This is a genomic window from Paracoccus halophilus (genome assembly GCF_000763905.1).
In the GTDB taxonomy this organism is placed as follows: domain Bacteria; phylum Pseudomonadota; class Alphaproteobacteria; order Rhodobacterales; family Rhodobacteraceae; genus Paracoccus; species Paracoccus halophilus.
This window is the reverse complement of the sequence record NZ_JRKN01000001.1, coordinates 238410-252192: the sequence shown is the minus strand read 5'-3', so window position 1 is coordinate 252192 and position 13783 is coordinate 238410. Positions and strand designations below refer to the sequence as shown.

Genomic DNA, 13783 nt, shown 5'->3' with positions numbered 1-13783 from the left:
GATGTCGCGCTTTTATTCCCCCTCGGCCTTCGTGTTCTACGGGCTCTTCGCCTTTCTGATCGTCGCCACGCTGCTGGCGCGCTGGCTGATCGCGCGCGGCAAGGTGCGCGGCGACACGGCGCGCAACCTGATGGACCGGATCTGGGCCTGGTGGGTGATGATCGGCCTTCTGGCGCTGATCTTCACGCTGGGCGCGACGGCGATCACGGTCTTTTTCGCGCTGTGCTCATTCGCGGCGCTGCGCGAATTCGCCACCGTCACCCATACAAGGCGCGCCGATCACGGCGCATTGGCACTGGCATTCTATGTCATCCTGCCACTGCAATATCTGCTGGTCTGGCTGAACCTGCCGATCTTTGCGGCGCTGCTGATCCCGGTCTACTGCTTTTTGCTGCTGCCCGTCGTCACCGTTTTCCGAGGCGAGGTCGCGGGCTTTCTGACGCGCGTGTCGGAAACCCAGTGGGGGCTGATGGTCTGCGTCTATTGCGTCTCGCATATCCCGGCGATCCTGTCGCTGCAGATCCCCGGCTATCGCTACAGTTCCTTCACGCTGGTCGCCTGGCTGGTTCTGGTCGTGCAGGCCTCGGACGTGCTGCAATATGTCTGGGGCAAAAGCATCGGCAGGCATCTTCTGGCGCCGCGCGTCTCGCCCTCGAAAACGGTCGAGGGGCTGGCGGGCGGCATGCTCAGCGCCAGCCTGCTGGGCATGGCGCTGGCGCCGATCACGCCGTTTGCATGGTGGCAGGCCGGGCTGGTCGCGCTGGCCGTGACCGCGATGGGCTTTCTGGGCGGGCTGATCATGTCGGCGATCAAGCGCGACCGGGGCGTCAAGGACTGGGGCACGCTGGTTCAGGGCCATGGCGGCATCCTGGACCGGCTGGACAGCCTGGTCTTTTCCGCCCCGGTCTTTCTGCACATTCTGGCATGGGGATGGCTATGACACAGGATTCCGGCCGCCGGCCGATCGCCAGCCGCAACACGAAATGGGCGGCGCATGTCACCGACCGGCTGGTGCAGCTTCGCGTCGCGCCCAACCATATCTCGGTCGCATCGCTGATCGCGGCATTGCTGTCGGGCGCGGCCTTCGCCCTGTCGCCCGCGACCGGGCCGGGCTGGGGCGCGGCGCTGCTGGTGCTGGGCGCGGCGCTTTGCCAGTTGCGGTTGCTGTGCAACCTGTTCGACGGGCTGGTCGCGGTCGAGGGCGGTCTGGGCACGCCCGACGGCGCCTTCTGGAACGAGATCCCCGACCGGCTGTCGGATCTGCTGATCCTGGCGGGTTTCGGCATGGCGGCCGGCGCGCCTGCTCTGGGGCTGCTGGCGGCGGCGCTGGCGATCCTTACCGCCTATCTGCGCGAATTCGGGCGCGCCTCGGGGTTTGAGCCGGATTTTTCCGGGCCGGGGGCGAAATCGCACCGCATGGCGGTGGTGATCGCGGGCGCATTGCTGCAGGCGGGTGCGCTGATCGCTGGCTCCGGCTGGCCGGTCGCGTCATGGGCGCTGTGGCTGGTCGTCCTGCTGGCCGGCCTCACCGGCGCAAGGCGCAGCCTGCATGTCCTGCGCGGGTTGCGGGATCGGGCCGGCTGAAACGAAGCAAGGCGCGGCCCGTTGCCGCGCCCCTGCCCGTTCAATAGCAGGCGATCCTGGTAATCCTGCCATCCTTGCCGGTTTCCATGTTCAGCCGGCTGGGCCGGTAATCCATGGTGACCGGATCGGCGGGACCAACCACCCGCGTGCCCTCGGGCAGGGTCATGTCCCCGAGCACCGCGCCCGGCTGCCCGACCAGACCCTGGAACCGGCTCGCGCCGCAGGCATCGCTTTCGCTTGGGGCGGCGGGCTCCTGCGCTTCGGGCTGGGCACAGGCCGCCAAGGCGGATAACAGCAGGATCAGCGGCAGTTTATCTGACAGGGCCATGCCGGTCAGCCGCAGTCGATATTGTAGATATTGCCCGCCGCATCGAGGCGGAAGACGATGCGCAGGGGATCGTATTCCTGCGGCTCGATGCCGCGATATTCCGCCACCCGGTAATCGCGGGTCACGCCCAGCGTCGGAATGATCGATCCCGGCTGGCCCAGCGCCGAGGTATAGTTGCCGGCCTTGCAAGCGTCCGGCTCGCGCGTCTCGAGGCCGCTGATGCCATCGACGGGCATCAGCGGCACCGGGGCAACTTCCGGCGCCATGGCCGGCTCGGTCTGATAGGCCGGCGCGCAGGCCGCAAGCATGGCAAGGACAGTAGAAGCGATCAGGGCTCGGGTCATCAACCAGTCATCCAACACAAGAATTTCCGTTGCCGGCATCATAAGAGCATGATCCGGGAATGAGAAGCCGCGCCACCCGCCGACCGGCAGAGTTGTGATCTTGCGGTCCCTATTCGACCAGCGCGACGGCAGGCCGGCCGCCGGTTCCGTAATAGGCCAGGAACATGTCCACCGCGCTGCGATTGACCTTGCGCAGCATGTCCTTGTCGATTGATTGCGGCCCCAGGAACAGGGCGCGGTCATGCACGGTGACGCGCGCCAGTTCGATCAGCTGATCGGCCGCCAGCGACAGATCCGGGATCCTCAGCTCACCCTGGCGGACGCATTTCTCCAGATAGGTGATCAGCTGCTGGCGCAGCAGTACCGGCCCCGCTTCGTAATATTCCTCGGCCAGCGACGGAAAGCGCTCGGCCTCGCCGACGCTGACGCGATAGATCCGCAGCCCGAATTCGGAAACCATATGCGCCGAGATGATCTGCACGATGAAGGGCAGCACCTGCTCGACCGGCAGATCCACCTCGACCAGGGCGCTGGCATCCGCGGCCTCGCGGGCCAGTTCGCTGCGGAACACCTCGATGAACATGACGCGCTTGTCGGGGAAATAGCTGTAGAGAGTCGCCTTGGAGACGCCGGCCTCGCGGGCGATATCATCGACGGAGGCGCCTTCGAAACCGTCGCGAAGGAAAATCGTTCGGGCACCCTCCAGAACCTGGAGAAATTTCCGTCCGCGCGTAACCGGAAGAGCCTTCGGCATCGCTGATACCCCCTACCTATTGATTAACATGCCTGGCGCGCAGAGGTTCGGGGATTGTCAGGGGACGTTGAGCATTGCCGTACATGAACCCATCTCCACAAACCGTTTCAAAGCGCCGACACAATCAAGTTCAATATGACTAAAATCCACATGTCGATTGCACCCGTTGCTTACACTTCTTCAATGGGAAATTTCATGTGGCGCCGGAAGCACCCTGAAAATACCATATATCCCGAAATGCTCGGCGTAATTCTGCCGAGATTCCGCCATCCCCGTCCGGCCGCCGATCGACGGGTCATGCAGTTGCAGCGAAAAGCGCAGCAAAACCCGCCGCCCGGCGGCCCGATGCCACGACAGACCGGCAGATTTCGACGGTCAGCCCCTGCGCGCCCCGGGGGCCGAATTTCGGATGATGGGGGCCAACCGCCCCGGAAAAGCGGGTAAAACCGCCAGAACAGCGGATGGGAGCCCTCATGCGGCCCGATCTGACGGGATCCGGGCCCGAATCACCCGCGCACGGCAAGCGAAAGGGCCGCCCCCTGGGCGGCCCCTGTCGCGGAAAAACTGACTGCCGGTGGAATATCAGGCGGCGTCGGCCTCTTCGGCGGCGTGCCGGCGCTCGCTTTCCTCGCGCGACAGCGCGACCGAGGTGCGCACACCCTTGGCGACGAATTCCATCAGGCCCTTGACGACGCGCTCATTGGGATCGATGCCGGCGCAGGACAGAACCTCGCGCCCGTCACGCGACCGTGCCCAGCGGGCGATCTGATCGGGGCCGTTGCCATATTTCTTGTCATCCGCGATCGCGTCATCAAGCGCCGCCAGAACGACGGCGGCAAACAGCTTGCGGGCCCGCTGCCCCTGCTCGAAATTGAAAGCCGATCCATCTACAAAATCGCGCATTGCCTTGTCCTATTCTTATTGCGGTGCCCCGCCAAAACGTTAAAGTCGGTGCTACCGTGTCTGTCGCCCGTTGCCGGACAGCGAAGGATGGCTTAGCCGATCCACTACGTGATTCGGTACGCCTCCTGCCGCATGACCGCCATGCATTGGTTGCAAGCCAACGCTATTTGCATGTTTATCCCGCCAATAGCAACATTTTCGCGACGCGAGGACAGTGTGCGCTATCTTGACACTGTCGATATTGTCATTTGATCGCTCCGGGATCCGCAGGCCGATATAATCCGGAAAGGCCGAAATTCAAGCCTGACACAAGGTTTTCCGTTGCGTTTTCATGACGTTTGAATCGCCGCACCGGTCCATGCGATGCGCTGCGGCCGCCGGCGCCATGGCGTGCCGCCGCGCAAGCCGGCCCGCCCGTGCCGCGACGTAGCAAATTTCCCGCAGTTGTTTCGGATCGAATCCGCGCCACATTCGTTAACCTCGGAAGGCGGAGTTATTGTCACATGTCACAAGCATCCATCCAGATCTCGCATGAGGATTACGGCAGTTCAGGGCGCTATTTCGCGCAGCTTCCCGGCGTCGAAGGCGAGGCGGAACTGACCTGGAGAAATGGCGGGCCCGGCATCATCGTCGCGGATCACACCTTTGTGCCCAATCCGATGCGCGGCAGCGGCGTCGCCATGGCGCTGGTCAAGCGCCTGATCGCCGATGCGCGGCATCGCGGTTTGCTGATCGCGCCGAACTGCAGCTATGTTCAGGCGCAATTCGACCGGCACCCGGAATGGGCGGACCTGCGCGCCGACAGCTGAACCGCCCGCGGCGTGTTGCCGCTACGTCAGGCGGACGGACCGCCGGGGCAGCCCCTGTCGCTGAGACGGGGCAATTGCCCGATTCCCCATGGCACATATCATTTCAGATATGCAGATCGGCCGAATGCTGAATTGACGGATATATGAACCTGGCGCTAGCTTCGGGCGCAGACGGGTCGATACCGGCCGTCTGCGGCAGCGGCTGGCGTATCCGCGTCACCCGCCCGCGCGGATTGATCGACTGCACCGGCAGGAAAGGTGCTGCGACAGGCAGCCGCCACCGGCGCAGTGAACACAGGGAGGAAACATGCTGAACCTCAGGAAATGCGCTCTGGCGCTGGCCTCGGCGGCTGCGATGGCGATACCCGCCATCGCGGCGGCCCAGGGCATGGTCGGGATCGCCATGCCGACCAAGACCTCGGCCCGCTGGATCGCGGACGGCGACAACATGGTCAAGCAGTTCGAGGCCGCCGGCTATCAGACCGACCTGCAATATGCCGATGACGATATCCCCAACCAGCTGGCCCAGATCGAGAACATGATCACCAAGGGCGTGAACGTGCTGGTGATCGCGGCCATCGACGGCACCACGCTGTCCAATGCGCTGGCCAATGCCCAGGCCGCCGATATCAAGGTCATCGCCTATGACCGGCTGATCCGCGACACGCCCGATATCGACTATTACGCCACCTTCGACAATTTCAAGGTGGGCGTCGAGCAGGCCAATACGCTGGTCGCCGGGCTCAAGGAGCGCTTTCCCGACGTGAAGCCCTGGAACGTGGAGCTGTTCGGCGGCAGCCCCGACGACAACAACGCCTATTTCTTCTATGACGGCGCCATGTCGGTGATCCAGCCGCTGATCGACGACGGCTCGGTGGTGATCCCCTCGGGGCAGATGGGCATGGATACGGTGGGCACCCTGCGTTGGGACCCGGCCACGGCCCAGGCGCGGATGGATAACATCCTGTCGGCGAATTATACCGACAAGCAGGTGCAGGGCGTGCTGTCGCCCTATGACGGGCTGTCCATCGGCATCCTCTCGTCGCTGAAAGGCGTGGGCTACGGCTCGGGCGACATGCCGATGCCGATCGTTTCGGGTCAGGACGCGGAACTGCAATCGGTCAAGTCGATCCTGGCGGGCGAGCAGTATTCCACCATCTTCAAGGACACCCGCGAACTGGCAAAAGTCACCGTCGCCATGGTCGATGCCATGATGAAGGGCGAAGAGCCGCAGGTGAACGACACCGAAACCTATGACAATGGCGTCAAGGTCGTGCCCTCCTACCTGCTGGAGCCGGTGCCGGTCACGGCCGCGAACCTGACCGAGGTACTGGTCGGTTCGGGCTATTACACCGAAGACCAGCTGAAGTGATCGCTTCGCGCCGCCGCGACCCTTGCGGCGGCGCCTCCGCAATCCAAGGAGGTGGCCATGGATGCGATTCTGGAAATGCGGGGGATCACCAAGGAATTCCCCGGCGTCAAGGCGCTCGACAATGTGAACATGACCGTCCGGCGCGGCGAGATCCGCGCGCTGGTGGGTGAAAACGGCGCGGGCAAATCCACGCTGATGAAGGTGCTGTCGGGCGTCTATCCGCACGGCTCCTATGACGGCGAGATCCTCTACAACGGCAAGCCGATGGCCTTTCGCGGTATCCATGACAGCGAAGCGCAGGGCATCGTCATCATCCATCAGGAACTGGCGCTGGTGCCGCAGATGTCGATTGCCGAGAATATCTTTCTGGGCAATGAAATCGCCACGCGCGGCGTCATCAACCGTCACGAAACCAACCATCGCACCGCCGAACTGCTGGCCAAGGTGGGCCTGCGCGAAAGCCCCGAAACCCGCGTGGGCGAGCTGGGCATGGGCAAGCAGCAACTGGTGGAAATCGCCAAGGCGCTGTCGAAAAAGGTCGATCTGCTGATCCTGGACGAGCCGACATCCTCGCTGAACGAACATGACAGCGACGCGCTTTTGCGGCTGTTGGCCAGTTTCCGCGAACAGGGGATGACGGCGATCCTGATCTCGCACAAGCTCAATGAAATCAGCCAGGTCTGCGACAGCCTGACGGTGCTGCGCGATGGTGCGACGGTCGCCCATCACGACGGCATGGTGCCGGAAAGCCGGATCATCAAGGACATGGTCGGGCGCAGCATGGACGACCGCTACCCCCCCCGCGATCCGCAGATCGGCGAGGTGGTGATGCAGGTCCGCGACTGGACGGTCGAGGATCCGGCCGACAGCGAGCGCCTGCTGGTCAAGGGCGCCAGCTTCGAGCTTCACCGGGGCGAGGTTCTGGGCATCGCGGGCCTGATGGGCGCCGGGCGCACCGAACTCGCGATGAGCATCTTCGGCCGCTCGATGGGCAAATACCGCTCGGGTCAGGTCACGATCGGCGGCCAGCCGGTCGATCTGTCCACCGTGCCCAAGGCAATCAAGGCCGGCATGGCCTATGTGACCGAGGACCGCAAATCGCTGGGCCTCGTGCTGATCGATTCGATCCGGCGCAATATCCCGCTGGCCAACCTGCCGGGCGTTGCCACCCGCGGTATCGTCGACCGCCATCGCGAGGGCCGGATCGGCAATGACTTCCGCCAGCGGATGAACATCCGCTCATCCTCGATCGAACAGGAAACCGTGAACCTGTCGGGCGGCAACCAGCAAAAGGTGGTGCTGTCGAAATGGCTGTTCGCCGGGCCGGAAATCCTGATCCTGGACGAGCCCACGCGCGGCATCGACGTGGGCGCAAAATACGAAATCTACACCATGATCCGCGATCTGGCCGCGCAGGGCAAATCGATCATCGTCATCTCGTCCGAGATGCCCGAACTTCTGGGCATCACCGACCGCATCCTGGTGATGAACGAAGGGCGTCTGGTCGGCGAACTGCCGACCGAAGAGGCCACGCAGGAAAAGATCATGTCCATCATCATCTCGTCGGGCCACGACCTGACCGAAACCAACGTCACCCCCGAGGAAATCGAGGCAGAGACCGCCCATGTCTGATACCCCAGCCCGCCCCGCCGGCGATACCTTCGGCTTTATCCGCCGCAATATCCGCGAATACGGCATCCTGTTCGCGCTGGTCATCATCATGGCCTTTTTCCAGATCGTGACCGGCGGCATCCTGTTCCGGCCGGTGAACCTGACCAACCTGTTCCTGCAAAACAGCCATATCGTCATCATGGCGGTGGGCATGCTGCTGGTCATCGTGGCCGGGCATATCGACCTGTCGGTAGGCTCGGTCGCGGCATTCGTGGGCGCGCTGGCCGGGCTGATGATCGTCAAGATGGGGCTGCCGATTCCGCTGGTCATCGTGCTGAGCCTGATCGCGGGGGCGATCATCGGCGGCATTCAGGGCTATTGGATCGCCTATTGGAAAATCCCCAGCTTCATCGTCACGCTGGCCGGGATGCTGGTCTTTCGCGGGCTGACCATGTGGATCCTCAAGGGCCAGAATATCGGCCCCTTCCCGCGCGAATTCCAGATGCTGTCCTCGGGCTTCATCCCGGATATCTTTGGCCCGGACAAGCCCAACACCCTGTCGCTGATCCTGGGCTGGGGCGCGGCCGTCGCGATCCTCTGGCTGCAGATCCGCGCCCGCCGGCGCGAGGAATCCATGGGCATCGCGGATGAGCCCTTCGCCTTTTTCGCCGCCAAGAACGCGCTGATCTTCATGGCGCTGGTGATGATGACCTGGGCGCTGGCCAATTTCCGTGGCCTGCCCAATGTCTTCATGGTCATGGCCGTGCTGGTCGCGCTTTACGCCTTTATCTCGGAACGCACGACCATCGGGCGGCGCATCTTCGCCATCGGCGGCAATGCCAAGGCGGCCAAGCTGTCGGGGATCAATTCCGAACGCGTCGTGTTCATGACCTTCGCCAATATGGGCATGCTCGCGGCGCTGGCCGGGCTGGTCGTCTCGGCCCGGCTGAACTCGGCCACGCCCAAGGCCGGCGAAGGCTTCGAACTGGACGTGATCGCCGCCGTCTTTATCGGCGGTGCCTCGATGGCCGGCGGCGTCGGCACGGTGATCGGCGCGGTGGTCGGCGCCTTCATCATGGGCGTGATGAACAACGGCATGTCGATCCTGGGCATCGGCATCGACTATCAGCAGATCATCAAGGGTCTGGTGCTGATGGCCGCCGTGATCTTCGACGTCTCGAACAAGAGCAAGTCATAAGCCATGCAGCCAGACTGGATCGCCGTAGACTGGGGCACCACGAGGCTGCGCGTCTGGGCCATGTCCGGCGCGCAACCTGTGGCGGCGCGCGCCTCGGACAAGGGCATGGGAGGGCTCACGCCCGAGGGCTTCGAGCCGGCGCTGCTGGAGCTGATCGCCGACTGGCTGCCCGATCGCGGGCAGATGCCGGTCATCGCCTGCGGCATGGTCGGCGCCCGCACCGGCTGGGCCGAGGCCGAATATCGCGCCACCCCCTGCACGCCGCTGGACCCGCATCGCGCCACCCGCCCGCCGGTCCGCGACGCGCGGCTGGATCCGCGCATCCTGCCCGGCCTGTCGCAAGCCGAGCCCGCCGACGTGATGCGGGGCGAGGAAACCCAGATCGCCGGCTTTCTGGCGGCGCAGCCGGATTTCGACGGCACGCTTTGCCTGCCCGGCACGCATTGCAAATGGGTCGCGATCCGGGCCGGCCGGGTCGAGCGCTTTCAGACCTTCATGACGGGCGAGCTTTTCTCGCTGATCTCGCGGCAATCGGTGCTGCGCCTGACCATCGGCGACGCCGCGACGGATGACGAGGCCTTCGCCGCCGCCGCCAGCCGCGCCATGGCCGATCCGAACGCCGCTCATGCGGGCCTTTTTGCGCTACGCGCCGGCGCACTGCTGCACGATCTGGGCGCCGAAAAGGCGGCGGGTGCGCTTTCCGGCCTGCTGATCGGCGCCGAGCTTGGCGCGGCGCGGGATTTCTGGCACGACCGCACGACCATCGTGATTGGCGCGCCCGCGCTTGCCCGCCTATATGAGACACCGCTGCGTGCGGCCGGGGCCGATGCCGCCCATCTGGATGGCGGCGAACTGGTGCTGGCCGGCCTGACCGCAGCCCGAACCGCCCTGCAGGAGAAACCATGACCACTCCCATCATCGCCATTCTGCGTGGCCTGACCCCGCCCGAAGCCCTGCCCGTGGCCGAGGCCCTGGTCGAGGCCGGCATCGACCGGATCGAGGTGCCGCTGAATTCGCCCGAGCCGCTGGAAAGCATCCGCCTGATGGTGCAGGCCCTGGGCGGGCGGGCCATGATCGGCGCGGGCACCGTGCTCAGCACGCAGGAGGTGCAGGCGGTCAAGGACGCCGGCGGGCGGCTGATCGTCTCGCCCAATGCCGACCCGACCGTCATTCGCGAAACCCGCAGGCTGGGGCTGGAAAGCTGGCCCGGCGTGTTTACCGCCACCGAATGTTTCGCGGCGCTCGCGGCCGGCGCCTCGGGGCTCAAGCTGTTTCCCGCCGATCAGGCCGGCACCGTCGCGCTGAAGGCCCTGCGCGCCGTGCTGCCGCGCGAGGCGCCGGTCTATGCCGTGGGCGGCGTCGGACCGGCGAATTTCGCCGACTGGCTGCGCGCCGGCGCGCAGGGTTTCGGCATCGGCTCGGCGCTTTACAAGCCCGGCGACAGCGCCGAGGCGGTGGGCACCCGCGCGCGCGAAATGGTGGCGGCGCTGAAAGCCGCGACATGAGTGCCGAGCTGTTCGATTCGCGCCGTTGCGAACTGGGCGAAGGCGCATTCTGGCACCCCGAACGCGAACAGGCGTTCTGGTTCGACATTCACGGCCGGCGGCTGCTGTCGCGCGACGGCGACCGCGAACTGTCCTGGCAATTCGGTGAAAAACCCTCGGCCGCGGGCTGGATCGACCGCGACCGCCTGCTGATCGCCACCGAGACCGGCCTTGCCCGCTTCGATCTGGGCGATGGCAGCCTCGGGCAGGTCGTCGCGATCGAGGCCGATCAGCCGGGCAATCGCTCGAATGACGGACGCGCCGATCCTTTCGGCGGGTTCTGGATCGGCACCATGGCGCATGACGCAGGCCGTGGAAAGGGCGCGATCTATCGCTATTATCGCGGCGAGCTGCGCAAGCTTCGGGCCAATATGTCGATCCCCAACGCGATCTGTTTTTCGCCCGATGGCCGCAAGGTCTATTTCGCCGATACCGCCGAACAGAAGGTCTGGTCGCAGGCGCTGGACGATCAGGGCTGGCCTTTGGCCGAGCCGCGCATCTTTCTGGATCTGGCCGGCAGCGACCAGAATCCCGATGGCGCGGTGACCGACGATCAGGGCCGGTTCTGGAACGCCCGCTGGGGCAGCGGCACGGTGACCTGCCATGCGCCCGATGACGGCCGGCTGCTGCAGCGCATCGACCTGCCCGCGGCGCAGGTCAGCTGCCCCGCCTTCATCGGTGCCGCGCTCGACCGCATGATGGTAACCAGCGCGGCCGAGAACCTGAACGGCCCGCAGGACGGCCGGACCTGGCTCGTCGTGCCCGCAAATGCAAGGGGAAGACCCGAGCCCCCTGTCCTGATCCGATGATCCGGGATTTCGGCACGCTGCCAGGTCGCGGTTGCGTCCGGCGCGCGACCATCTCGGGCCATGGCCTGACGGTCTCGGTCATCACGCTGGGCGCCTCGGTGCAGGATATGCGGCTGGAGGGCACCGATCACCCGCTGGTGCTGGGCTTTCCCACGCTTGCGCCCTATCTGGACGAGGGGCGCTATTTCGGCGCCATCGTCGGGCGCTATGCCAACCGCATCGCCCAGGGCCGCGCCAGGCTGGACGGGCGCGAGTTGCATCTGGACCGCAACCAGGACGGGCGCCACCTGCTGCATGGCGGCAGCGACGGCACCAGCACGCGAAACTGGATGCTGGCCGCACATGAGCCGGGCATGGTCGCCCTGGCGGATCACCTGACCGACGGGCATATGGGGTTCCCCGGCAATATGCTGATCCGCGCGACCTATCTGATCCTGCCCGGCCCGGCGCTGCGCCTGACCATCCTTGCGACCTCGGATGACGAGACCCTGTGCAGTTTCGCGCAGCACAGCTATTTCAACCTCAGTGGCGCCGCGACCGTCGGCGGGCATTGGCTGACCGTGCCGGCCGAGCACTGGCTGCCGGTCGATGACGATCGGATCCCCAGCGGCCCGCCGGCATCGGTGCAGGGCACGCATCTGGATTTTCGTCGGCCGGTGCGGCTGGATCAGCGCCTTGGCGGCCCCGCGATCGACCATAACCTGTGCCTTGCCGATCGCCGCCGGCACACCCCCCGCGAGGCCGCGACCCTGCGGGCCGGCCGGCTCAGCATGACGCTGCGCTCGACCGAGCCGGGCTTGCAGGTCTATCCCGCCAACCATCTGCGGCCGGGCGCGCCGGGGATCGGCGGCGCCGCCTATGGCGCCCATGCCGGCATCGCGCTGGAGCCGCAGCTCTGGCCCGATGCCCCGAACCATCCCGGCTATCCCTCGGCGGTGCTGGGGCCGGGCCAGGTTTACCGTCAGGTCACGGTCATGAGCTTTCACGACCATCATTCCGGTTGAACGTCAGCCCGAAGGTGCAATCAGGTTGCCCGGCGCCTGCCGATGCAACATAGTCGCGCCGTTAACCCAGGCTGGGCGGGAATCGCAATGGTCACGAGAAACGGCACGAAACACGGCGATGTCATCATCGGCAGCAGGTTCGACGATCTGCTGCGCGGTCTTGGCGGCGACGACACGATCTTTTCGGGTCGCGGCGCGGACAGTCTTTACGGCCATTCCGGCGATGACCGGCTGAACGCCGGCGAGGGCGAGGATTCGCTGCGCGGCGGCTCCGGCGACGATCTGCTGACCGCCGGCAGCGGCGACGACACGCTTTACGGCGATGACGGCGATGACAGCCTGACCGGCGATGACGGCAATGACTGGTTGCAGGCGGGGATCGGCAATGACACCGCCTTTGGCGGTAACGGCGCCGACACGATCCATGGCTATCACGGCAATGACCGGGTCGCCGGCGGCGATGGTGCGGACCTGCTGTTCGGCAATGACGGCAGGGACATCGTGCTTGGCCAAAGCGGCAATGACACGCTTTATGGCAATGCCGGCGACGATCTGCTGCGCGGTGGTCTGGGCGATGACCTGTTGTTCGGCGGCGCGGGCAAAAACACCCTGTTGGGCGGCCAGAACCAGGACCTGATCTATGGCCATGTCGGCAATGACCGCCTTTACGGCGGCGCCGGCAACGACACCCTTGTCGGCCACACCGTGCTTTACACCCCCGGCGACAATCCTCGCTACCAGATTCGCGACGCGTTCGCGGGAAAAGACGCCTTTTACGGTGGCCAGGGCCACGACCTGATGATCGGCGGCTCCGGTGACGACTGGTTCGACGGCGGGAACGGCAATGACGGGATATATGGCGGGTCCGGCGACGACCGGCTCTGGGGACTTGCGGGCGACGACACTCTGTACGGCGACGAGGGCCACGATTCGCTTTACGGCAATGAGGGCCACGACCAGCTGCGAGATTTCAGTGGCGGCGACTATCTGGATGGCGGCGACGGAGATGACAAAATCCGCACCCTTGCCGTTGGCAACGGCGGGGTAGTTACCCAAGGCTCTACGCTGGTCGGCGGCAACGGCCACGACACGATATCGGGCCATATCGCCGACGACACCATATTCGGCGGCGAGGGCAATGACAGCATCGAAGCGACCTCGGGGAACGACATCGTCGACCTCGGGCCGGGCGGCGAGGACACGATCGCCTATTACTACGTCGAGAACAGCCTCGCCGATTCCGGCGGCGACACCATTTTCGGTTTCGAGCCCGGCATTGATCGGTTCGATTTCTTCTTTTTCTACGTCGAGCCGCGGGTGCCGTTGTTCGATGGCCCGGGTTGGAGCGATTCCGGCCCCGCAGCCAACAGCATCTGGGTCGTCACGCTGAATCAGAGCTCGCTGGTCCGCATGGATAACGACGGCGACGCGGAATATGACTTTCAGGTCTATGTCGCGAACGCGACCGGCCTGACCGAGGGTGACTTTCTTTTTGTGTGATAAGGCACGCGACCGGCCAGGAA

15 protein-coding genes are annotated in these 13783 nt (G+C 65.1%); 11 read left to right on the top strand and 4 right to left on the bottom strand.

Annotated elements, in window-relative coordinates:
- Position 1: 1 nt before the first annotated feature.
- Together IT41_RS01235 and IT41_RS01230 are read left to right on the top strand one after the other, a co-directional pair.
- Entirely contained in the window at positions 2-940 is a 939-nt protein-coding gene (locus IT41_RS01235; RefSeq protein ID WP_036738051.1) for a phosphatidate cytidylyltransferase, read from the top strand.
- Entirely contained in the window at positions 937-1584 is a 648-nt protein-coding gene (locus IT41_RS01230; RefSeq protein ID WP_036738049.1) for a CDP-alcohol phosphatidyltransferase family protein, read from the top strand. Before IT41_RS01235 ends, IT41_RS01230 begins: the two co-directional genes overlap by 4 nt.
- A gap of 40 nt (positions 1585-1624) precedes the next feature.
- On the opposite strand, the gene IT41_RS01225 is transcribed toward IT41_RS01230, so the two are convergent.
- The 4 genes from IT41_RS01225 to IT41_RS01210 form a co-directional block, all read right to left on the bottom strand.
- On the bottom strand, positions 1625-1912 hold the full coding sequence (locus IT41_RS01225; RefSeq protein ID WP_036738048.1) for an I78 family peptidase inhibitor: 288 nt from the start codon (positions 1910-1912) through the stop codon (positions 1625-1627).
- A 5-nt stretch (positions 1913-1917) separates the two neighbouring features.
- On the bottom strand, positions 1918-2256 hold the full coding sequence (locus IT41_RS01220; protein WP_036738188.1) for a hypothetical protein: 339 nt from the start codon (positions 2254-2256) through the stop codon (positions 1918-1920).
- A 109-nt stretch (positions 2257-2365) separates the two neighbouring features.
- A complete protein-coding gene (locus IT41_RS01215) occupies positions 2366-3010 on the bottom strand; it encodes a TetR/AcrR family transcriptional regulator (RefSeq protein ID WP_036738047.1) in 645 nt (214 codons plus the stop codon).
- Positions 3011-3592: 582 nt separating this feature from the next.
- The gene (locus IT41_RS01210; RefSeq protein WP_024842734.1) at positions 3593-3913 is read right to left on the bottom strand and encodes a DUF6280 family protein; all 321 of its coding nucleotides are present in this window, start codon (positions 3911-3913) and stop codon (positions 3593-3595) included.
- 503 nt (positions 3914-4416) lie between these two features.
- Between IT41_RS01210 and IT41_RS01205 the strand changes: the two genes are divergently transcribed.
- From IT41_RS01205 to IT41_RS01165, 9 genes are all read left to right on the top strand, one after another.
- Complete coding sequence (locus tag IT41_RS01205; RefSeq protein ID WP_036738045.1) at positions 4417-4722, top strand: GNAT family N-acetyltransferase; 306 nt, start codon at positions 4417-4419, stop codon at positions 4720-4722.
- 307 nt (positions 4723-5029) lie between these two features.
- A complete protein-coding gene (gene chvE / locus IT41_RS01200) occupies positions 5030-6094 on the top strand; it encodes a multiple monosaccharide ABC transporter substrate-binding protein (protein ID WP_036738043.1) in 1065 nt (354 codons plus the stop codon).
- Positions 6095-6151: 57 nt separating this feature from the next.
- A complete protein-coding gene (gene mmsA, locus IT41_RS01195; RefSeq protein WP_036738042.1) occupies positions 6152-7726 on the top strand; it encodes a multiple monosaccharide ABC transporter ATP-binding protein in 1575 nt (524 codons plus the stop codon).
- Entirely contained in the window at positions 7719-8903 is a 1185-nt protein-coding gene (gene mmsB, locus IT41_RS01190) for a multiple monosaccharide ABC transporter permease (RefSeq protein ID WP_036738041.1), read from the top strand. Before mmsA ends, mmsB begins: the two co-directional genes overlap by 8 nt.
- Positions 8904-8906: 3 nt before the next feature.
- Positions 8907-9809 carry a 2-dehydro-3-deoxygalactonokinase gene (locus tag IT41_RS01185; RefSeq protein ID WP_036738040.1) on the top strand — a complete coding sequence of 301 codons (903 nt, stop codon included), beginning with the start codon at positions 8907-8909 and terminating at the stop codon, positions 9807-9809.
- The gene (locus IT41_RS01180) at positions 9806-10408 is read left to right on the top strand and encodes a 2-dehydro-3-deoxy-6-phosphogalactonate aldolase (protein WP_036738037.1); all 603 of its coding nucleotides are present in this window, start codon (positions 9806-9808) and stop codon (positions 10406-10408) included. The genes IT41_RS01185 and IT41_RS01180 overlap by 4 nt, the downstream gene beginning before the upstream one ends.
- Complete coding sequence (locus IT41_RS01175) at positions 10405-11256, top strand: SMP-30/gluconolactonase/LRE family protein (RefSeq protein ID WP_036738035.1); 852 nt, start codon at positions 10405-10407, stop codon at positions 11254-11256. The genes IT41_RS01180 and IT41_RS01175 overlap by 4 nt, the downstream gene beginning before the upstream one ends.
- Positions 11253-12260, top strand: coding sequence for an aldose epimerase family protein (locus IT41_RS01170; protein WP_036738033.1), 1008 nt, complete (start codon positions 11253-11255; stop codon positions 12258-12260). Before IT41_RS01175 ends, IT41_RS01170 begins: the two co-directional genes overlap by 4 nt.
- A gap of 87 nt (positions 12261-12347) precedes the next feature.
- Positions 12348-13760, top strand: coding sequence for a calcium-binding protein (locus IT41_RS01165; RefSeq protein ID WP_052081219.1), 1413 nt, complete (start codon positions 12348-12350; stop codon positions 13758-13760).
- The last annotated feature ends 23 nt before the right edge of the window (positions 13761-13783 follow it).

Coding starts and splice junctions, on each gene's coding strand:
- IT41_RS01235 (WP_036738051.1), top strand. CDS start 2: ATGTCGCGCTTTTATTCCCCCTCGGCCTTCGTGTTCTACGGGCTCTTC.
- IT41_RS01230 (WP_036738049.1), top strand. CDS start 937: ATGACACAGGATTCCGGCCGCCGGCCGATCGCCAGCCGCAACACGAAA.
- IT41_RS01225 (WP_036738048.1), bottom strand. CDS start 1,912: ATGGCCCTGTCAGATAAACTGCCGCTGATCCTGCTGTTATCCGCCTTG.
- IT41_RS01220 (WP_036738188.1), bottom strand. CDS start 2,256: ATGACCCGAGCCCTGATCGCTTCTACTGTCCTTGCCATGCTTGCGGCC.
- IT41_RS01215 (WP_036738047.1), bottom strand. CDS start 3,010: ATGCCGAAGGCTCTTCCGGTTACGCGCGGACGGAAATTTCTCCAGGTT.
- IT41_RS01210 (WP_024842734.1), bottom strand. CDS start 3,913: ATGCGCGATTTTGTAGATGGATCGGCTTTCAATTTCGAGCAGGGGCAG.
- IT41_RS01205 (WP_036738045.1), top strand. CDS start 4,417: ATGTCACAAGCATCCATCCAGATCTCGCATGAGGATTACGGCAGTTCA.
- chvE (WP_036738043.1), top strand. CDS start 5,030: ATGCTGAACCTCAGGAAATGCGCTCTGGCGCTGGCCTCGGCGGCTGCG.
- mmsA (WP_036738042.1), top strand. CDS start 6,152: ATGGATGCGATTCTGGAAATGCGGGGGATCACCAAGGAATTCCCCGGC.
- mmsB (WP_036738041.1), top strand. CDS start 7,719: ATGTCTGATACCCCAGCCCGCCCCGCCGGCGATACCTTCGGCTTTATC.
- IT41_RS01185 (WP_036738040.1), top strand. CDS start 8,907: ATGCAGCCAGACTGGATCGCCGTAGACTGGGGCACCACGAGGCTGCGC.
- IT41_RS01180 (WP_036738037.1), top strand. CDS start 9,806: ATGACCACTCCCATCATCGCCATTCTGCGTGGCCTGACCCCGCCCGAA.
- IT41_RS01175 (WP_036738035.1), top strand. CDS start 10,405: ATGAGTGCCGAGCTGTTCGATTCGCGCCGTTGCGAACTGGGCGAAGGC.
- IT41_RS01170 (WP_036738033.1), top strand. CDS start 11,253: ATGATCCGGGATTTCGGCACGCTGCCAGGTCGCGGTTGCGTCCGGCGC.
- IT41_RS01165 (WP_052081219.1), top strand. CDS start 12,348: ATGGTCACGAGAAACGGCACGAAACACGGCGATGTCATCATCGGCAGC.